The sequence below is a fragment of the Paenibacillus sp. p3-SID1389 genome (assembly GCF_025151705.1).
GTDB classification, from domain to species: Bacteria; Bacillota; Bacilli; order Paenibacillales; family Paenibacillaceae; genus Fontibacillus; species Fontibacillus phoenicis.
In genome coordinates this window covers 1-18,393 of the sequence record NZ_JALXVO010000006.1, presented here as the reverse complement: position 1 = coordinate 18,393, position 18,393 = coordinate 1, and the positions used below count along the sequence as shown (strand labels likewise).

Sequence of the window (18,393 nt, the reverse complement as noted above, 5' to 3'; positions counted from 1 at the left end):
CTCACCTACGAAGCTAGCTTCTGAAGGGACGGACTATTGCGGAGAGACCACGCTCTCTTGCGGGGCATGGCTTCTCGCTTTCAAGAAGACGTTCAACCGCTCGGAGAACAGCCACATGGCTGCCGCCGACAGCACGATGTACACCGGGAACACGCCAATCGTCGAGTGCGAAGCCAGGAACCCGAGCAACGGCGGCATAAACGTGCTGCCGGTATACGCCACGGCCATCTGGTAGCCCATGATCGTCGGGGATTGCCGCTTGCCGAAGCGGACCGGCGTTTCATGCAACATACACGGATAGATCGGGGCGAGGCCAAGGCCGATGATCAGTAAGCCGACCAACGACAGGGCCGCGGGCAACGGCAGAACCAGCACGACTGCGCCGAGCAGGGCGATGATCTGGCCAGCGCGAATCATCATGCGGTTGCTAACTTTGAACGTGACGAATCCGGCTATAAAGCGGCCAACCGTGATACCGGCAAAATACAGCGAAACCCAGCTCGCCGCCGTCGCCGCATCAACCCCTTTGATGCCAACGAGATAGCTGCTGCCCCATAGGCCCACCGTGGATTCTACCCCGCAATAGAACAGAAACGAGACGAGGGCCAGCTTGACGCCGGGAATCCGCAGCGGCTTCACCGGACCGGTGTCCGGCTGCTCCGCTTCCAATTCACTTAGCTCTTCCTTCCGCGAACCGCCGGCGATCCGGGCCACACGATCCCAAAGCGGCAGGGAGAAGAGCAAAATAACAACCAGCGCAAATTGAATCATCGACACGGTCAAGTACCCGCTGCGCCAGTGACCGCCGCCGGACATAAACCCGGCCATGATGACCGGCCCCAGCGTCGCGCCAACACCCCAGAAGCAATGCAGCCAGCTCATGTGATGCGCTTTGTAGTGCGCGGCCACGTAGTTGTTGAGGCCGGCGTCAACCGCCCCGGCACCCAGGCCAAGCGGAATCGCACAAACGGCCAGCCAGAACACCGACGGTGCCGCCGAATAGCCAAGCAAGGCTGCAGCCGTCATCAGGCAGCTGACCAGGGTCACCTTGCCCGTGCCGAACCGGCCTAACAACGAGCCGCTGGCCAAGCTCGATACGATCGTGCCGGCGGCGACGATCATATATAATACGCCGGCGGTGCCCAGCGGAGCGCCGAGCTCACCGCGAATGATCGGCCAGGCCGAGCCCAGCAGCGAGTCGGGCAGCCCTAAGCTGATGAAGGCCAAATAAATGATCAATAGAAAAAATGTTGCCATCTGTTTTTATCTCCTTCTCCTTATCCACGGGTTGAAATCATCAGATGAAGTCCCAGCTGCTTTGCACTTGGATTTCGTTCAACAAGAGAACACTGACCTCATCATGGCAGAACACGACCGTATGCGGATTGATCAGCGCTGTATAGGCCGCGACCAACCGGCTGACGGCGTCCACTCCCTCAGGCGAACGCTCGGACGCTTTTGGACCTTCAAAATCTATATTGCCAAGGGCCATCAGTTGATTGAAACCCCGCTGTTCAGGCGCGTCAAGCACCCCAATTATTACCTGAACATCATCCCGGAGGTGCTTAGCTTCGCGATCATTTCGCAGGGCTGGGTCGTGTTTACACCTTTGTTCGTGCTGCATCTGATCACCTTGTTCAACCGCATTCGGCTGGAAGAGAAGATCATGAAGCAGACGTTCCGGGGGTATAAGTAGATTCTTAGCAAAAAGAGGCTTTTCCGAATGGCCGCCACCTCGGGAAAGCCTCATGTTCGTTATGGCCTGCATTAAGCCCACCAGGCCTCTTTGGGATAGGCCGGGTCTCCGATATAGACCGATTCGCCGATTTTCGGCGTGGCGATGGGCACGTTCCGGCGTTCGGCTTCTGCTGTCGCACGGCGAATAGGGTCGTTCCAATCATGCAGCGACAACGTGAACGCCGCCCAGTGAATCGGGAGGAGCAAGCCGCCCTGTACGTCCACATGGGCTTGCACCGACTGTTCGGGGAGCATATGGATGTCGATCCAGCGTGGATCGTATTGTCCGCATTCCATCAAAGCCAAATCAAACGGCCCATACTTCTCACCAATCTGCTTGAAATGTGGACCATACCCGCTGTCCCCGCTGAAAAATATTTTACGCTCCGCCGACGCAATCACCCAGGAACACCATAACGTGCCGTTCCGATTCGCAAGGCCCCGACCCGAGAAATGACGAGCTGGCGTACAGGCGAGCTTCAAGCCGTTCCATTCCAGCTCTTCCCACCAGTCATGCTCACTGATCCGCCCCGGATCCACGCCCCAGCGTTCCAGGTGACTGCCCACCCCTAGCGGGACGAAAAACCGCCCCACCTTATCCTTCAACTTCTTGATGGTCCCATAGTCCAAATGATCATAATGGTCATGGGACAAGATCACCGCATCAACGGCCGGCAAGTCCTCCAGATCAAACGGCAGCTGCTGGTTAAACCGCTTGCCGCCAAACGGAGGGACCGGCGTGGGCGACGGGCCGAGCATCGGGTCAAGCAGGAGACGCTTACCTCCGAAATGCAGGAGCAGTGCCGAATGGCCCAACCAAACGACCATGTCGCGGTCCAGGTTCCCCAGTGTCTCCGGCGTCAGCTGCACGACCGGAAGCGGCCGATCCGGCCTTACCCGCGGATTCCCCCGCAGGTAATCCCGCAGCACCGAAACCATGCTGCCCGAAGCAGGCTGGAGCAAGGAAGTGGGTGCGGTGTACACAAACTTCCTTCCCTGCCGGTTCGGAGATTGCGAGTAACGCGCCAGCTCCGCAGGAGAGGCCTTCCCGCCAAAGGCCGGGTGCAGTCGGAGAAAGAGCGTAACGCCGATGAAGATGACAAGTAAAATACCTAAAGTGATATACATGTAGGATACCGCCTTTTCCTATGTGAAGAGTGGATGATCGAAGGATTCAAGCAGAGTATACTGCATTGCGGGGGGCGTTGCCAAATGGGGGGTATGAGGCTACTTAAAAAAGAAATAGACCGCCCACTCACCAAGGAAACGGTCTATTTCTGATCGTACAGCACCAAGAAGGAAGCCGAACGCCGATAGGCGTAATTCGTGTGCAGAGCCGAGGATGTTAGCCGCCTCCTAAGCTTTCTGCTTCTATTCTTGATTTTTCTTTGTAGATAATGTTACTAATCCTGCCGAACTTATACAAGGCGTAGACGAAGGATAGGCGGTTACCGCACCCAGGTCACGATGTCGTCCAGCGCCTGCCTCGATTTGGGACGCGGCTCCTTCACGCGGTAGCCAAAGGCGGCGAAGCAAGCAATGCCAAACCGGTCATCTTCCAACAGACCTTCCTCCCGGAGGATCTGCTCTGCCTTGTCTCGATCAAAGCCTTCGATCGGACAGGAATCTACGCCGATCAGCGCCGCGGCTGTCAGCATGTTGCCGAGGGCGATATAAGCCTGTTTGCACGCCCAGTCGAACATCGCACGGTCACTTTCGAGCAGCCGGAAATCGGACTCCTGGAAGGTCCGGTAATTCCCCATCAGCATCTGGTCCACAATTTCGTCGGGGATGTGGTGGACCTCTTTCATCATATGCGTGACGTAAGGGGCGTCATATCTCAGATCCTTCATCGTCCGAGCCAAAATCACGACAAAATGGCTGGCGGTCGGCAGTTGCCCTTGAGCTCCCCAGGAGACGGCGCGAAGTTTCTCGCGGAGCTCCGGCTTCTGCAGCACAACGAATTTCCACGGCTCTAAGCCAACCGAGCTGGGGGATAAGCGGGCTGCCTCCAGGATAAACCGGAAATCTTCCTCCGGAAGGGTTCGGTCCGGATCGAATTGCTTGCAGGCATGACGGAAGTGATAAGCCTCCAGAATCGCTTGTTTGACATCGGATTTATCCAGTTTCGCAATCAGGCTCATAACGAAAAAAATCACTCCTCAACGTAAAAAAGTTGCGTACCCGCCGCACGGTTATGTCCCGCAAAACGTCCGGTACGGCCGGTCGCTGGCTGGCGGCAGCTCGGCGTAGTCCGCCTGCTCCGGCGTATGGGCGAAAGGCTGTGCCAACGCTTGGAGCAGCCGCTCCATCACGCTGTAATCCTCCCGCTTCACGGCGGCTTCGAGCGCTTCCTCCACCCGATGGTTACGCGGGATGACCGCCGGGTTGCTGCGGTGCATCAGCTCCCGGACCGCGTCGTCCGTTTCCGGCTGTCCTGCGAGCCGTGCCCGCCAACGCTCCAGCCATTCCGCCCATTCCGGCGTGCACGCCATCGGCGGCTCCTCCAACCGGCCAAAGGTCAAAGCGAGGAACGTATTGGTGTAGTCGGCATGGTGCTGGTGCATCAGGCCAAGCAGATCATGGATCAGGGCGGCGTCCTCCGCCTGTTCGCCAAACAAGCCCAGCTTCGACCGCATCCCCTTCAGCCATGCCGCTTCGAACTGTCCGGCGAAGCCCTTCAGCGCTTCTTCGGCGAGCCGGACGGCTTGCTCCTCCTCGTCATGCAGCAGCGGCAGCAGGCTTTCGGCGAACCGGGACAAGTTCCATACCGCAATGGATGGCTGATTGCCGTAGGCATAGCGGCCATGACGGTCGATGGAACTGAACACGGTCGCGGGGTCGTACGCGTCCATAAAGGCGCAAGGCCCGTAGTCGATCGTCTCGCCGCTGAGGGTCATGTTGTCGGTGTTCATCACGCCGTGGATGAACCCGACAAGCTGCCACTGGGCGATCAGGGCGGCCTGGCGCTGGGTCGCCTCCCGTAACAGCGCCAGGTAGCGGCCAGCCTCGCCGGTGTCGGCGAGCTCGGCCAGCTGCGGGTAATGGCGCTGGATCACGTAGTCGGCGAGCGTGCGGACGTCCGTCAGCTCGCCGAATTGCGCGGCGTACTGGAACGTGCCGACGCGCACGTGGCTGGACGCCACGCGGGTGAGAATCGCCCCGCGTAAGTCCTGTTCGCGGACCACCGTCTCGCCGGTGGTCACCACCGCCAAGCTGCGGGTCGTCGGAATGCCCAGCGCGTGCATCGCCTCGCTGATGATATACTCCCGCAGCATCGGCCCCAGCGCGGCACGCCCGTCCCCGCCGCGCGAATACGGCGTCCGGCCGGAGCCCTTGAGCTGGATGTCGAAGCGATCGCCGCCAGGCGTGATCTGCTCCCCGAGCAGCAGGGCCCGGCCGTCCCCCAGCATCGTGAAATACCCGAACTGGTGGCCCGCATAAGCTTGGGCCAGCGGCTCCGCCCCCGGCGGCAGCCGGTTGCCGGCAAAGACGGCCACGTTCTCCTCACTTCGCAGCGCCTCCGCATTCAGCCCAAGCTCTGCCGCCAGCTTGTCGTTGAGCACGATCAGCTGGGGTGCCCGAACCGGCTTGGCCTCCTGCTTCGTATAGAAAAACTCCGGCAACCTAGCGTAACTATGATCGAAATTCCATCCGGCGTTCGGATTTGCGCTTGGTTCGTTCATCACGTTCTCCTTCTCATCGTCCTTGCAAGGTTACCCCTGACGGATCTCCCCGCAAGACGTTCATCGTTCCCTACTCCATTGTACCGGAGGGACGAGCCCCACGAAACTTGGGAGTCTTTCGCGCTGCGCTGACGGCTGGCCACCAAACCTCGGTCGGGTATTCCGAACTCCCAATCCGGACCGGCTCCCCGATTTTAGGCGTCGTTAACGATATCTCCCGCAACCTAGCTTCTATACTTAGCCGGCGAATGGGATCATACCAACTGTGCATCGCCAACGAGAAAGTCCCCCAATGAATGGGAAGCAACACGTTCCCCTTCACGTCCTGATGAGCCCGTACCGTTTGCTCCGGCAGCATATGGATATCCCACCATCGGTCGTCATACTGACCGCATTCCATCAAAGTGAGGTCGAAGGGGCCGTATTTGTCGCCAATTTCCTTAAAATGCGGGCCATACCCGCTATCCCCGCTAAAATAAACCCGCTTCTCCGGCGTGGTAATGACCCAGGAGCACCAGAGCCCGCCGTTTTGGCTAAGCAGCCCTCTGCCTGAATAGTGCCTAGCCGGCGTGCAGACCAACCGGACACCATGAAGCTCCAGCTCCTCCCACCAATCGTATTCGCTGATTCGAGCAGGCTTGACGCCCCACCGCTCCAGATGACAACGGATGCCCAGCGGTCCGATGAACTGCCCGACCCGATCCTTAATTCGCCGGATCGTCCCGTAATCCAGATGGTCATAGTGATCGTGAGACAACACGACAGCATCCACCGGAGGAAGCTCGTCCAGATGGCCGAAGGGCAGCTCACGGTTGAATCTTTTGCCGCCTCCAATCGGCGACGAAGTCTGGCCAAACATCGGGTCTAACAACAGCCGGGTTCCCCCGATCTGCAACAGCAGCGCCGAATGGCCAAACCAGATCACCGTATCCTCCTGGATCTCTTCCATCACCTCCCGGTCGAGCTTGACTTGGGGCAATGGCCGCTTTGGCTTCAGTTCGGGTTTCCGCTGCACATATTCGCGCATCGCCGTAAAGAAACTGCCCAGTGACGGCTTATATATTTTTGTTTCCAAGGGGTACTCGAACTTCGTTCCTTTATAATTCGGAGATTTCCGGTAGCGCTGCAGGTCTGCAGGCGACGGCTTCCCTCCAAAAGGCGGGTACAGCTTCCGAAATAAATCCCATCCAACCGCCAGAAGCACCACAAAAGCAATCAAAACAAAGAGCCACATCATCAGCCCCATCCACCTTCCCTGAACAAATGACATCCATGCAGGAAGGTTGTGCCAAAGTCGGGGGATTTATGCGAAAAAGACCGCACTGCTACGGGGCTTCGGCAGACAGTAGCGGGTTACTTTGCACTATAGCGGTGGACCGCTGCGGCTACACACCGCGCTCCTGACGAAAGGCTTCGATCCGCTCCCGATTTTTCGCGTCGATTTGCAGGGAGATGCCGCGGCAGTTAATGACGACCCCCTCCAAGTTACCAGATACCGTCAGCAGGTCGTCATAGGATGCGATGTTGCTGCTCCAAGCCGTTTTATCGTAGACCTTCTCGAACTCCGGCCAATCCGTAAATGCCGGCAGCCACGCCGAGCCATCCTTCGCGCTGAGCACGCCAAATTGCAGGATTGTCCCTTGCTTTAAGGTTTTCATGCCGTGCTCATCCGCGGGCGAGGCGTCGGACTCCTTCACTTGCATGGGCACCAGAAACTTCGCCTGCAGGATTTCATCCAGCATCTCAGCCTCCAGCGCGTTCAGCTGCTGCCCCCGGGCCTCCGGATCGCCAGTCGGTGCGTGCAACGTCTGGAAGAAACGAATCATTGCTCGCTGCAACCCCGGATTCGTGACGGGAATGCTGATCTCCGGCGTCCCCGTCCAATCCGGTGGCGGCAAGATCTCATCCCGCTGGATTTCAATATGATATTGCCCGTTGTCCACGAGGACCTTCGATAACCCCAAAATATGAAGCTGCGCGAACGTCTTTAGCACTTCTTCCCCGCCGATCGGTTGCATCTCCAGCATCAGCAGCTGCTGCCGGAAATAATCCTCCGCGTTCTCGGCGAATACCTTCCGCGAGAACATCCATACCCGATCGTCCCCATCCACGTAAGGATATCCGGTTGCCTGGTCGCACGCGAGGTAGAGCGTTTCGGCGGTTTTTATTTTTTCGTACAGCACGCCAATAAAGGCCTTCATCCGTTCATCCAAATACACATCCGGAAAAGCCTCCTCCGCCTTAAACCGTTTGGCCGCATGCACCAGAAAAATCAGCTCCTGAATCTCCAGCCCATCCAGCTCTTCCTGCGAAATCTCCGGCGTCAACAGAAAACTCCGCCCGATCTCGTCTCTCCGTTCCTCGTTCATCTGGCACCCCATTTCCCATATCGTTTGAATCTAGTATAGCTCATAACGGTGTAGTGAAAGTAAATAACTGGTACAATAATTTCAATTAAGAAAGGAGGTACACTTCATGGATAATAACGATCATGGAAAACCCTTCTCTCATCTAGCCGATCCGCACGGCGCCAAGGCGCATTTTGATACGAATGAACATAAACTCCACTCCACTGGAGTGCCCGGGTTGTTAAGACAAATCACTAATTTGCTGATTTTAGTTGGAGTTATTGCTGTAATTATTGTGATAAGTAGAATTCTATAGATGACGACCGTTGGCTTTCAAAAAAGCAACTTTCGGGGAAATCCCCTTACGGTCGGCTCAAAATTAAATCTCAAAACAAATCTCTTTAGATTTTCAATATCTTCAGTTAACCATTGCTCAGTATCAATTACCCCAATTACTTGTTTAGTAGCTCGAGCTATGGATTTTTGGAGAAGTTTAAACTCTGTTTCTATTTTAAAAATTACTTCTTCACCAACTTTTTTCTTCACAAAAAACTCAACGCCACTTTTCACGATTTTTATCCATAAAGTTAAACTCAGCTATGGCACCTGCGTCAGCTTTTTCAAGCGTCTTTACAACAAAGTCGTCCCAATATAACTCAGGAAAATATATATCCTCAATTTGAAAATAGATTTGTCCTGTAATTATTCCAGAATTACTCATCTCTATAGTTGATTCATTAACAATAACACTAAGCATTAACGCAACTGACCCCTTCATCCGGCACTGGCTGGGGTACAAAAATGCCTTTGAGGGAATATCCTCCAAGGACTTATCAAGAAAATATTTTATCTATTCGACTGCGGTCATAATCTAATATCCAGTTATTATATTTTTCATAAACTGCTCTTAACGTCTTTGTATTATCTGCTACAACATCCATTCCTCTGTCATCGTAAACATAAAATATGGATCTCTTCGTTTCATTGACCACAAAGATATCTCCAATAACGCGCGGCTCGTAACCAATTTCTCGATTTGCAATTGCACCTAGTAATTCTTCTAACTTCAAATCTTTCACTTTCACCTTTGTGCAATATCGTAACGTAATAGTATCGTCGTCGTTATTGTCATCCGGGTCTTTGTAGCGAAACTCTTGCTCTAGCTTGTCAATATTTTCATATCTGACTCCAGACGCATACGTGAGAAATAGTTCATAAACATCCTTCTCAAAAGAAGCAACCGGATTTTCATCCCAACTATCAACAAAAACCGTTAGATATACGTCATCAGTAGGCTGATTAAATTCGTTAAATATAGACAATGCCCTATGAACTACTCTTTCGATCCTACTACTCTCATTAAGATTTCCCCCTAGTTCAAATCTAATTGCAATTTCCGAACTGTAAAAAAGGGGGTTTTTTAATTGAAGCCCTGGAAACGTACTCGATAAAAACTCATCTAATTGTTTATTATAACCCATTTATACACCACCCATGATATGTGTATGACGGAAGGGGGGGGGGACATTCCCCTCCCTCCACCAAATGCATTAATTCAGTTTGATTATCATACCGGTCTGACTCTTATGCTTATCAGTAATCCAGTTACCGTACTCATCTGCGTCCGCAACCCAATGCAGTTCTTTACCTTTCTTTACAAATACCTTGTAAGCAGAGCCGCCATGACCAGTGGTATCTTTCGCCCACCAGTACCCATTACTGTCTTGATAGGCTTTTACTTTTTGCCCATGGAAATTATAGGTTAATTCTGCTTGTGCATTTGATTTAATATCCCACTTCTTAGTTGTATTAGGCGTACTGCAAGCATTATGTGTCCAAATACCTATGTTAGAAACAAAATACGTATGGAAGTCCTTTACCTTGAAGTTGTAAACCGTAGCATGCTCTTTCTTAACCTCAATGTTCTCAATTGCTAGTTCTTTACCATCTGAGGTTGTCAAAACATCTCCCACCGTTAGATGCTGTGCTTCCACCCAACCTTTGCCGACAATCCAGAACGGATGCTCGTCAGTAGTCGTGATGACTTCTCCGCCAACAGTGATATTATACGTTTCCTCAACATCACGTTGGAAGAGCCACTCGACTTCCTTGTAAGCAAGCTCACCAGTTTCATCGTCTTTGGCCAGAACTTTGTCCCCTACCTCGATTTCCTCGATAGGTTTCTCCCCTTCGTCTGTAAGAACCTTCGTTCCGCTTGTAAAGCAGTTACACGCTTTCTCTACTTTTTTTGTATATTTAATAACTTCCTTACCTGAGTCTATTGCCTTTTCTGTCTTTTTGACAACTTTATATGCCTTGAAAATGGGAATTATCTGAATAAGCGTCCCAGCTTTTTCAAGACCACTTGCATCTTTGCTCATTAAAGTTTTCGCATCATCCAGATAAACAATATCAAAGGCTTGTTGTCCTCCCTTGATCTGCGCATCAAGGTTCGTCTTACAATTTTTCATGTCCGCAGCGCAAGTTAACGAAGGAGTTGGTCCCATAGGCATGATATACTGCCCACTCGGATCCACATAAATCAACGGATTATTCTCCACATACGAATACCGGTTCAAACTTAGCGGGTTAGCAATGCTGCCTTGGTACGGGTCCTTGGACACGAATCTTCCCGCGTTCGGATCATACCAACGAGCTCTAAGATACTGCAGATCCGTCGTGTTATCCCAATACTCTCCCGAATAACGGAAGACGTTCGGAACCGTCTCTTCTTCGGTTTCCGGGTTGCCCCAGATGTCGTAGGTGTAGGTGTTGAGTTGGTTGCCCTGGCTGTCGGTCAGGCCAACGACGTCGCCATGTCCGTTGAGTTGGTAATACTGCACCTCGCCCGTAGCCTGATCTACGCGGGACCATAGACGACCGTTTAGATCATAGATGTAGGTATAGGTCACGCTTGGTGTGCCGCCGCTGACGTTGGCCTCGGCGATCAACTTCGCTTCCTCATCATAATAATACCGGGTTCGGTTATCCCCTTCTACACGCTCATAGAGTAAGCCGTCCCCGTTATAGACATAGCTCACTTCTTTGCCATCTTCCAGTTTTACCTTCGTTAAACGGTTCAGACTATCGAAGGTGAAAGTCGCATTCGTTAAGCCCCGAAGGTCCCGGCCCTCCACATTCAGTAAGTTACCGCGTTCATCATAAGCGTACCTTTTGTTCTTTAACCCGCTTTCTGTCTGAATTCGATTCAGCGGATCGTACGTAAAAGTATCGACAGCACCGTTTTGTGTACGGCTGATGATGTTCTTGTTAAGGTCATATTCATACTTAAACGTATGCCCCGTGGCTACACTCATCTTGGCCAAGCCATATGCCGCTTCGGTTACGGTCGCGGAGTTCTCTTTTGCGTTTACAGCCGCTTTCTTTGCAGTGACCGCAGCTCCAGCAGTTACCGTCATCTCCGTCAAGTCATAACCTTCATAGCTGTAAGACGTACTTGGTCCGTTAACAGACGCACCTTGTTCCAGCAATCCATTGGCCTTGTAATCAAATGTAATCTGGTCGATTTCCGACAAGGCCGTTGGGGCAGCCGCCAACGCGGACTTCCTAGTCCCCGCTGCATTTCGCACTACACCCAATGTGCTGACCCGGTTCATTTTATCTAACGTGTAGCTTGCGCCTGCCGCTTTTCCATTGGCGTCCGTCAGCGTATATCCCGTACGCATTTGTTTGTTGTAGGTATAGTCGATACGCGTGCCATCCGGATACCGAATGGACGTTAATGAGCCATCCATCGGATCGTAGCTGTATGTCGTACTCCCCGTGGCATCGGTCATCCTTGTACGTCGGCCCATCGCGTCATAGGCGTACTGAATCGTTTGATCCGGGGCCTGGATTTTTGTAAGTAAGTTATCGCTGTTATATTGATACTCCGTAAACCGGCTTGAATGGTCTAACGATTTGATCAGATTCCCTCTTGAATCATAAAAATAAGCTTCCACCAAATGTTCTTCGTTCATTTGACGAATCAAGCTGCCCGCTTCGTTATACTCTTTTTCCACGTAAGTGTTGTCTGGGTACTCGATCTTGATCAAATCGCCGGCCAAGCTATACGTATATTTCGTAACACGTTGCTCCGGGTCGGTTATGGCCACAAGCCGTCCTAATGTGTCATACTCATAAAGGGTTTGCTGCCCCTTGCCGTCCGTCACGGACAGTGCATTACCTTCCAGATCATAAGTAGCTTGTTGCAATGGGGTAAAGGCACCGTTCTTCCATTCTTCCACGGCTAGAGTGTTCCCCAGCAAATCCAGCTTCTGCCGCTGCTTAACTCCTGCAGGGTCCGTGTAGGTTACCGTGCGATTCACCATATCATAGCTGGTTTCATCCTGCGACCCGTCAGCGTAAAGCGTCTTTGTTAGTCGATTGAACCCGTCATAAGTGAATTTTGTGATGTTTTGTTCGGCATCAATTTGTTGGTCCAAGTTCCCTGCTTCATCATAGGTGTATTCAAAAATGGTGTCATCCACCACTTCTTTAACCAAAAAGCCAAATGGGTCGTACTTCTCCAAGGTGACGATGCCTTCTGGTCCAGTCGTTGTGACGGTATTATGGTCATCGTCATATTGAACCGTTGTCTGGGTCTGATCGCTGTACAGCACCTTTATGACTCGTCCAAGCGCATCGTACGTGTAAGTCGTGACGGCTCCTGCCTCATCTTCCGCCGTAAGAAGATCACCCGCGGCCGTATAGGTAAAATTCTGCTTCGTTTCAGTGTATGTTCCGTCAACCGCGTGAATGACCATCGATTGCTTGGTGAGCAATTGCTTCCCGTAAGGAGATGCATAAGAAAAATTAACTGTATTCGTCCGCTTATCGTCCTTAACCTTCTTTACTAACGGATTGCCGTAATTATCATATTCCCAATCGGTTTGAGCCAGCAGCTTGCCGGTAGCGCTATTTTCTCTTACCGAGGATTGAGACACGCTTCCCTGGTCATTGTATTGGAAACGCTTGATTCGCTTTTGTCCATCCCTGATCTTGGCTTGAACCTGATTCGGCAGAGACCAGAAGTAAGGAGCGGAGGAACTGGCATACTCGTAAATCGTCTCTTGTCCCGTACTCCAGTTTTCCGATAACACTTGCCCCTGTTCATTGTATCGGTAGGTTACCGTCAGAGGCTGCGATTCGCTGCCTCCTTGCGAATAGTTTTCAGAGACCTGCACAGGCACATTCCAGCCCGTCGTATCATCATAACTAAATTGCCGCTTATATCCCGTAGTCGCTTCTTCGCTTCTCTGCTCATCAAGATACAACCGATCCGGTTGACCGCTACCGTGAAAAGCCTTCCGAAATTTTAAAGTATCTGTGGTGCGAGCTTCCTTAATAGTTGTTGTCCAGGCTGCCGCCTGACCAAAGCTGTTCAAGTCTTCACCGGAATAACTAAACTCCACAGGGCGGAGAACAACATCTCCTAGCGGTGTCGAGTAGACGTTTTTGCGCTCCTTCGCTTTAAAAACAAAATCTGTTGCATACTCACCGATTTGCTTGCGGGCGGGTACGTAATCAAACTCGGTTGTTCCTGAAGCGGGATAGATCACACGCATCAAAAGGGCCGAATGCTTTACCGGCTGCTGCCCCTCCTGATCCTTTAATGCCGCCAAGAAATTATAGCGAGACTCCGGATAAGAATAGAAATATTTGGTACTCCGGCCCAGCGCATCTTTAACCTCTTTCAAAACAGGTTGGCCGTCATCGACTGCCGTGTAGTACTCCATTTTCCGATCTGTACCCGTCTGGGTTACGGTAACCCGTCCCGCTGCATATGCGAAAGTCAATTCATTCCCGTCACTGTTCTTGATTCGGGACAGAACCTTTGCGTTATTTTGCGCGGTATAGTGGAATTCAACCTGATTTCCATAGTTGTCGGCAATCAGAATGAGATGGCCTGAAGCGCTGAAATAATACTGATTCCCGTTCAGCACCGAAACCTTCGTGTCGCTGGTTAGACCTCCAACCGTCTTAGTTGCATCCGCGGTCAGCAACAGGTCTTTCCATGGATACCCTTGCAGCTTCAGATCATCCGATATTGAATAACGCCCAATTCCCGGAAAATCCAAAATCCGCGTTCCTTCCCGTTCTTCGATGAAGGGAAGTGCCCATCTCCAGCCCCGGCCCAGCGCAGAATCCCGCTCTTCCCGACGGACGGCCGTCCGGTTCACAACCACTCCGTTCTCCAATGCAACGCCGATTTCCTCGCTGGCCCGAGCGCTGTCATATATACGCGTTAGTCCGAAAGGAAGTGCCCCGGGCAGGGTCAAATCCGTGGCGCGAAGCTTCACGTCGCCAGTAGCAGCGTCAACTGAATCCTCGGCGTAACCCATTTCATACATCGAAGATTCATCCAGCAGCGACAGCTGCTCGATAGCCGATTGATCGTAATCGGCGGCAGCGGCGGATACTGCTGGAAGGCTGGCCACCTGCGCCGAAGGTTCTTTCGCCCACCCGGACGTCAGGGCCGAATCCATAGCTTGTTCGATCTCCCACGCTGGCTTGAACTGAGAAATGGCCGTTTTATAACCGTCCTTTCCGCCAAGTAATGCCTTATAAATCTGATAAAGTGTGTATCCTTTGGACAGCTGCTCGTCCATCCAGTCTTCATGAACGTCAAATTGACGCATGATCCCGGATACAGTCAGGAAATCAGCGGAAGCCGAGGAACCGGCTGTTGTATTCTCCGTTCCTCCGCGATCCGCAGTAGCGCCAAAAGACACGGCCTCCAATAAACCCGTGCTAATCAGTGATATACATAGCACTAGGCCCATGACTTTCTTAAACATCCTTGATCACCCCGTGAGTTTTATATTTGGTTCAATTGCCCTCACTTTACTGGAACGGAAATACTTTTTTCGTTCGATATTTCAGATTCCCATTCGGGTCATAGTCGTAAATCAACTTGTCTCCAGTTGGAAACACAATCTCTGTGAGCCGTCCATCCGGACGATAATTAAATTTCGCTTCCGGAATCACTGTCATGATCGACGCCATCAATTGCAGTTCAAGTGGAAGAGCGTTCTTCTCCTCAAGTCTCAAGTAGTACGTCTTGCCGGCCTGAAGATCAAACTCCAGAACGGTGTAATCGAGTCCGAACTCCTGCTCCTCCTCACTGCTTGAGGCAAGCGCCGTACGCAAATCCGGTTGATCGTACAACGTAAGGATCGGTTGAATCGCAAAATTTTGCAACTCTTTGGTTGCAAAACGGTAACGTCCTGTTTCAGGAGCCGTAAATCGGTAATAGCCACTCTGTCCGGCTTCTTTGTACACGTACAAAACCTGACGGTGCAACAAATCCTCAAACACGTACTCCTGTCCGTCCACAAATTCGAAGTTGCGGTAAGGAGCCGTGAAGAGAACCGCGTTAGCCGAAGTCGTCTTCACTTGGATCGTCCCACCTGCGGGAACACCGTACGAGGTCGCGGTTTTATTCCCTTGCCGGACGATGTTTCCGTTTGCATCCAGAATCGTGAAGTCAAAGTACCGGTTAGCCGAAGTGTTGGCGTTGGTCGTCAGCTTCGCCTCAAAGCTGCCGATGTTTTTGAAACCGATCCGTTGTTCCGGTTCCAGTACGCGTTTCAGTAGTGCCGGTTCAGCGCTTGGACTTGCTTGAAAAGCTTGTCCGTAGGTGAAGGTCACAGAACGATCCGATGTTACCGTAACCACGACCTGGCTGTTCGCTGGAATGGAGAGATTACCGTCCTGATCAAATTTAGCCGTTTCCGGTGTACCGTCCGCCCGGTAAATTGCATAGTCATACCACGCTCCAAGACTTGCCTTCGCATCGCTCATCAAAGTCTGAGAGGAAGCTTGCAGGTTGGTAAATAGATAGCTTTCGTTTTGGTATAAAGTCACTCGTTTAATCGTCGGATCCTCGCCCGATTCACCTGTGAACGAGGTGTATACCGCTCCGAATGTAATCGGAGACGTCAACGGGGTTACCGCAATGGAGTAGCCTGCTGGAACTTGCACAGACATATACCTGCTCGTCGCTTCACTGTGCACTGTCCCATCCGGACGCCGGATGACATAGGCAAACTCATTCGTATTCATGGTGGCGTTACTGTACAAGAATTCTGTTTCATTGCTAATATTTTTATAGGTATAAGCATTGCCCGGAGCAACCGTAGCCCGAAGTAATGCAGGATTCGCCGAAGAAACTACTGTGATCGTATCCGTATAAGAGATCGTCACCGGGCTCGCAGATTGGCCTGTAATAATCGCATACCCCCCGGCGGGAATCGTCACATTCCCTGTCTCTTCAAACGATACGTTATAGACGCTGCCGTCAGTGCGGTAAACGGCGGCGTCATATATGCCTCCAACATCCCGCGCATCACTGTTGATAACAATCGACTTTGAGCCTGAGTTACTAAACGTATAAGACTCGCCTAACCGAACGATCTGTTTGGAGATCGCCTCCCCGGGCTTGTCCTTCCACGAGAACAGGCGATAATTCGCACCGAAGGTTACCGGAGCCGAAACTGCCGTAACAACAATCGAGTTCCCGCTAGATACCTGAGGGTCTGTATACGTATTTTCCCTTTTCCCTTGCTGCGTTCCGTCTGGATAGTACTCTACCCAATCAAATCGGTTGCTGGAGGTCGCATTGGAACGCAATGTACGAAGTTTAGAAGAAATATTCGTAAATTCGTAGCTCTCTCCTTGCGAGAGAGTTACCCGGAAATGGGATGGCTCCGCACTGGCTTCAGCAGAAAAATCGTCCGTATAATCAAAAGTCACAGGGACCGACCCTTGCACGGTAATAATCGCAAACCCGCCGGGAGGCAGCTGCGGTGTGCTGATCGAGTCAAAGCCTTGGGAGGAGTAGCTGCCATCCGCCTCATAAACGGTATAATCGTACAGACCATCCACCTGTCTGGCATTGTTATTCACAGGATTACGAAGGGTGCCGTTATTGGTGAACTTGTAAGAAACACCGGGGGATAACGTTACCCGGCTTATCGCGTCATCCTGGCGATTCCCGCCCATAAAGGATCTGTACGGGGCCCCAACCCGAACCGGATTATTGGTGAGAAGGGTTAGCGTCACATACCTTCCCACGGCAACCAAAGGCATGGTGGAGGTATTCGTCCCCCGTGAGGTTTCCGTACCATTCGCGTCATAAACTACATAGTCAAATTTGTCTTTGGTGGTTCCAGAATGTTCAATTCGATCCGATTTCGTGCCTACGTTTGTAAACATGTAGCTCTCTCCCGGATACAATAACACGCTGTCATAGGCTGGTTCATCCGTTTCATAACCAATAAAGCCTTCATATGGAACACCAACCGTTACAGGCTCATCCGATGCTCCAGTTAGAATGATCGAATCGCCAACGCTGAAGGATGGTTTGGTATACGTATCAAAACTCGACTTTTCTAAAGAACCATCTTCTCTATAAACCGCGTAATCGTAACGTTTCCCGTTTGCCGAAGTCGCATCACTCATAATGGATCGACCTGCATAAGCTTGATTGGAAATGAAGTAGCTCTCTCCTCGGTGCAGCGTTCTTTTTAACAGGGCAGGAACCGGGGAGTAAGCATATGATAGTTCCGAATTAAAACTGACAGTCAGAGGATAAGGATAATCCACAGTAATTACCGTGGTTCCCCCTTTAGATAGCACGCTTGCACTGCCAGTATGGGCGAGATCGTCATAGGTTACCTTTCCTTCACTGTTGTAAGAAACATAATCGTAGCGAATATCATTGCTGGACTTGGCGTCCGTTGTAATCGAGATTGAGCTGGATGTATCGTTTGTAAATCGGACGCTCTCCCCCGGATAGATGACTAATTCCGTCTTCTCAACTGCGAGCAGATAGACGCTATTCGTTACGGTATATACGTCCGTAGTCACGGATGGGCTAGAATTGTGTTCAAGAGGTGGCTTTGCCTCCTCAAGGGAATTCCACCTGGATTCTCCTTCTGCCCTTAGCGACACCGGCCCCAAACTTCCTAAAAACAACAGGGCGGCAAAACAAGATAATATTGCCTTGTTTACCCTCATACAAATTCCCTCCAATTCCATATTAAGGGTTTATTCTCCCTTATTTCTTATCGGATCTCCTATATAATTGATAAATAGGGATAATGTACCTATATATCCCAACTCAACACCATTACCTCCCTTCGCCGAACCGTGCTCTTTTCATCGCATTGCCTATAATTGCAATAAAAAGAGCCACGATAAATCCATCGCAGCCCTGCAAGGTTAATATTTTGTGATCGACACTATCATTTTAGGCCCTTTCAACAGCTTCCATCGGTCAATAAACGGACATGCAAAGGACAGGAGGCGGCCAAAAAGCGGACTTATTTGCGAAAACATTCACTATATCATGAATCTAGGTATGGATTAAATAAACACGAAAGGTCGAAAAAATCGGTACGAGGCATATAAATGAATTGTCGAGCACCTCAACGAAAAGTTAAAATATAGTTATCAAGCAGATAAAGGAAGGTGATCGTTTGCCCTTTACCATCGACAATACGATTCTTCTCTTCTCCCTGCTGTTGTTCATCGGAGTGTTTACCACCAAGTTTTCCTCGCGGCTCGGCTTGCCTTCCCTCGTTTTCTTTATTGTCGTCGGCATGATCCTAAGTAGT

Annotated in this window: 14 protein-coding genes; 2 read left to right on the top strand and 12 right to left on the bottom strand. The window is 51.4% G+C overall.

Annotated features, from left to right (window positions below; translation table 11 throughout):
- Window positions 1–33: 33 nt before the first annotated feature.
- Together M3G15_RS03960 and M3G15_RS03955 are read right to left on the bottom strand one after the other, a co-directional pair.
- Complete coding sequence (locus M3G15_RS03960; protein ID WP_260070139.1) at window positions 34–1,257, bottom strand: MFS transporter; 1,224 nt, start codon at window positions 1,255–1,257, stop codon at window positions 34–36.
- A 40-nt stretch (window positions 1,258–1,297) separates the two neighbouring features.
- On the bottom strand, window positions 1,298–1,492 hold the full coding sequence (locus tag M3G15_RS03955) for a hypothetical protein (RefSeq protein WP_260070205.1): 195 nt from the start codon (window positions 1,490–1,492) through the stop codon (window positions 1,298–1,300).
- Between M3G15_RS03955 and M3G15_RS03950 the strand changes: the two genes are divergently transcribed.
- Window positions 1,400–1,696 carry an isoprenylcysteine carboxylmethyltransferase family protein gene (locus M3G15_RS03950; RefSeq protein ID WP_260070201.1) on the top strand — a complete coding sequence of 99 codons (297 nt, stop codon included), beginning with the start codon at window positions 1,400–1,402 and terminating at the stop codon, window positions 1,694–1,696. The two genes, M3G15_RS03955 and M3G15_RS03950, sit on opposite strands and share 93 nt — an antisense overlap.
- A 71-nt stretch (window positions 1,697–1,767) precedes the next feature.
- On the opposite strand, the gene M3G15_RS03945 is transcribed toward M3G15_RS03950, so the two are convergent.
- From M3G15_RS03945 to M3G15_RS03925, 5 genes are all read right to left on the bottom strand, one after another.
- Window positions 1,768–2,865, bottom strand: a complete 1,098-nt coding sequence (locus M3G15_RS03945; RefSeq protein WP_009223491.1) for an MBL fold metallo-hydrolase — start codon at window positions 2,863–2,865, stop codon at window positions 1,768–1,770.
- A 320-nt stretch (window positions 2,866–3,185) separates the two neighbouring features.
- Entirely contained in the window at window positions 3,186–3,881 is a 696-nt protein-coding gene (locus M3G15_RS03940) for an NAD(P)H-dependent oxidoreductase (protein ID WP_009223490.1), read from the bottom strand.
- 51 nt (window positions 3,882–3,932) lie between these two features.
- Window positions 3,933–5,423, bottom strand: a complete 1,491-nt coding sequence (locus tag M3G15_RS03935) for a protein adenylyltransferase SelO (protein WP_260070138.1) — start codon at window positions 5,421–5,423, stop codon at window positions 3,933–3,935.
- A gap of 70 nt (window positions 5,424–5,493) precedes the next feature.
- A complete protein-coding gene (locus tag M3G15_RS03930) occupies window positions 5,494–6,660 on the bottom strand; it encodes an MBL fold metallo-hydrolase (RefSeq protein WP_311202251.1) in 1,167 nt (388 codons plus the stop codon).
- A 148-nt stretch (window positions 6,661–6,808) separates the two neighbouring features.
- The gene (locus tag M3G15_RS03925; protein ID WP_260070136.1) at window positions 6,809–7,792 is read right to left on the bottom strand and encodes an SseB family protein; all 984 of its coding nucleotides are present in this window, start codon (window positions 7,790–7,792) and stop codon (window positions 6,809–6,811) included.
- A 106-nt stretch (window positions 7,793–7,898) separates the two neighbouring features.
- On the opposite strand from M3G15_RS03925, the gene M3G15_RS03920 reads away from it, so the two are divergent.
- The gene (locus tag M3G15_RS03920) at window positions 7,899–8,087 is read left to right on the top strand and encodes a hypothetical protein (RefSeq protein WP_036644118.1); all 189 of its coding nucleotides are present in this window, start codon (window positions 7,899–7,901) and stop codon (window positions 8,085–8,087) included.
- Between the two features lie 17 nt (window positions 8,088–8,104).
- Here M3G15_RS03920 and M3G15_RS03915 read toward each other — a convergent pair whose 3' ends face one another.
- The 5 genes from M3G15_RS03915 to M3G15_RS03895 form a co-directional block, all read right to left on the bottom strand.
- The gene (locus M3G15_RS03915; protein WP_036644116.1) at window positions 8,105–8,341 is read right to left on the bottom strand and encodes a hypothetical protein; all 237 of its coding nucleotides are present in this window, start codon (window positions 8,339–8,341) and stop codon (window positions 8,105–8,107) included.
- A complete protein-coding gene (locus tag M3G15_RS03910) occupies window positions 8,325–8,528 on the bottom strand; it encodes a hypothetical protein (protein ID WP_036644113.1) in 204 nt (67 codons plus the stop codon). The genes M3G15_RS03915 and M3G15_RS03910 overlap by 17 nt, the downstream gene beginning before the upstream one ends.
- 76 nt (window positions 8,529–8,604) lie before the next feature.
- Window positions 8,605–9,252: a DUF3885 domain-containing protein gene (locus tag M3G15_RS03905; RefSeq protein ID WP_009223486.1), complete on the bottom strand. Its 648-nt coding sequence runs from the start codon at window positions 9,250–9,252 to the stop codon at window positions 8,605–8,607.
- Between the two features lie 69 nt (window positions 9,253–9,321).
- Complete coding sequence (locus M3G15_RS03900; RefSeq protein ID WP_157273304.1) at window positions 9,322–14,571, bottom strand: polymorphic toxin-type HINT domain-containing protein; 5,250 nt, start codon at window positions 14,569–14,571, stop codon at window positions 9,322–9,324.
- A gap of 46 nt (window positions 14,572–14,617) precedes the next feature.
- Window positions 14,618–17,644: an RHS repeat domain-containing protein gene (locus tag M3G15_RS03895; protein WP_260070135.1), complete on the bottom strand. Its 3,027-nt coding sequence runs from the start codon at window positions 17,642–17,644 to the stop codon at window positions 14,618–14,620.
- Window positions 17,645–18,393: the final 749 nt, after the last annotated feature.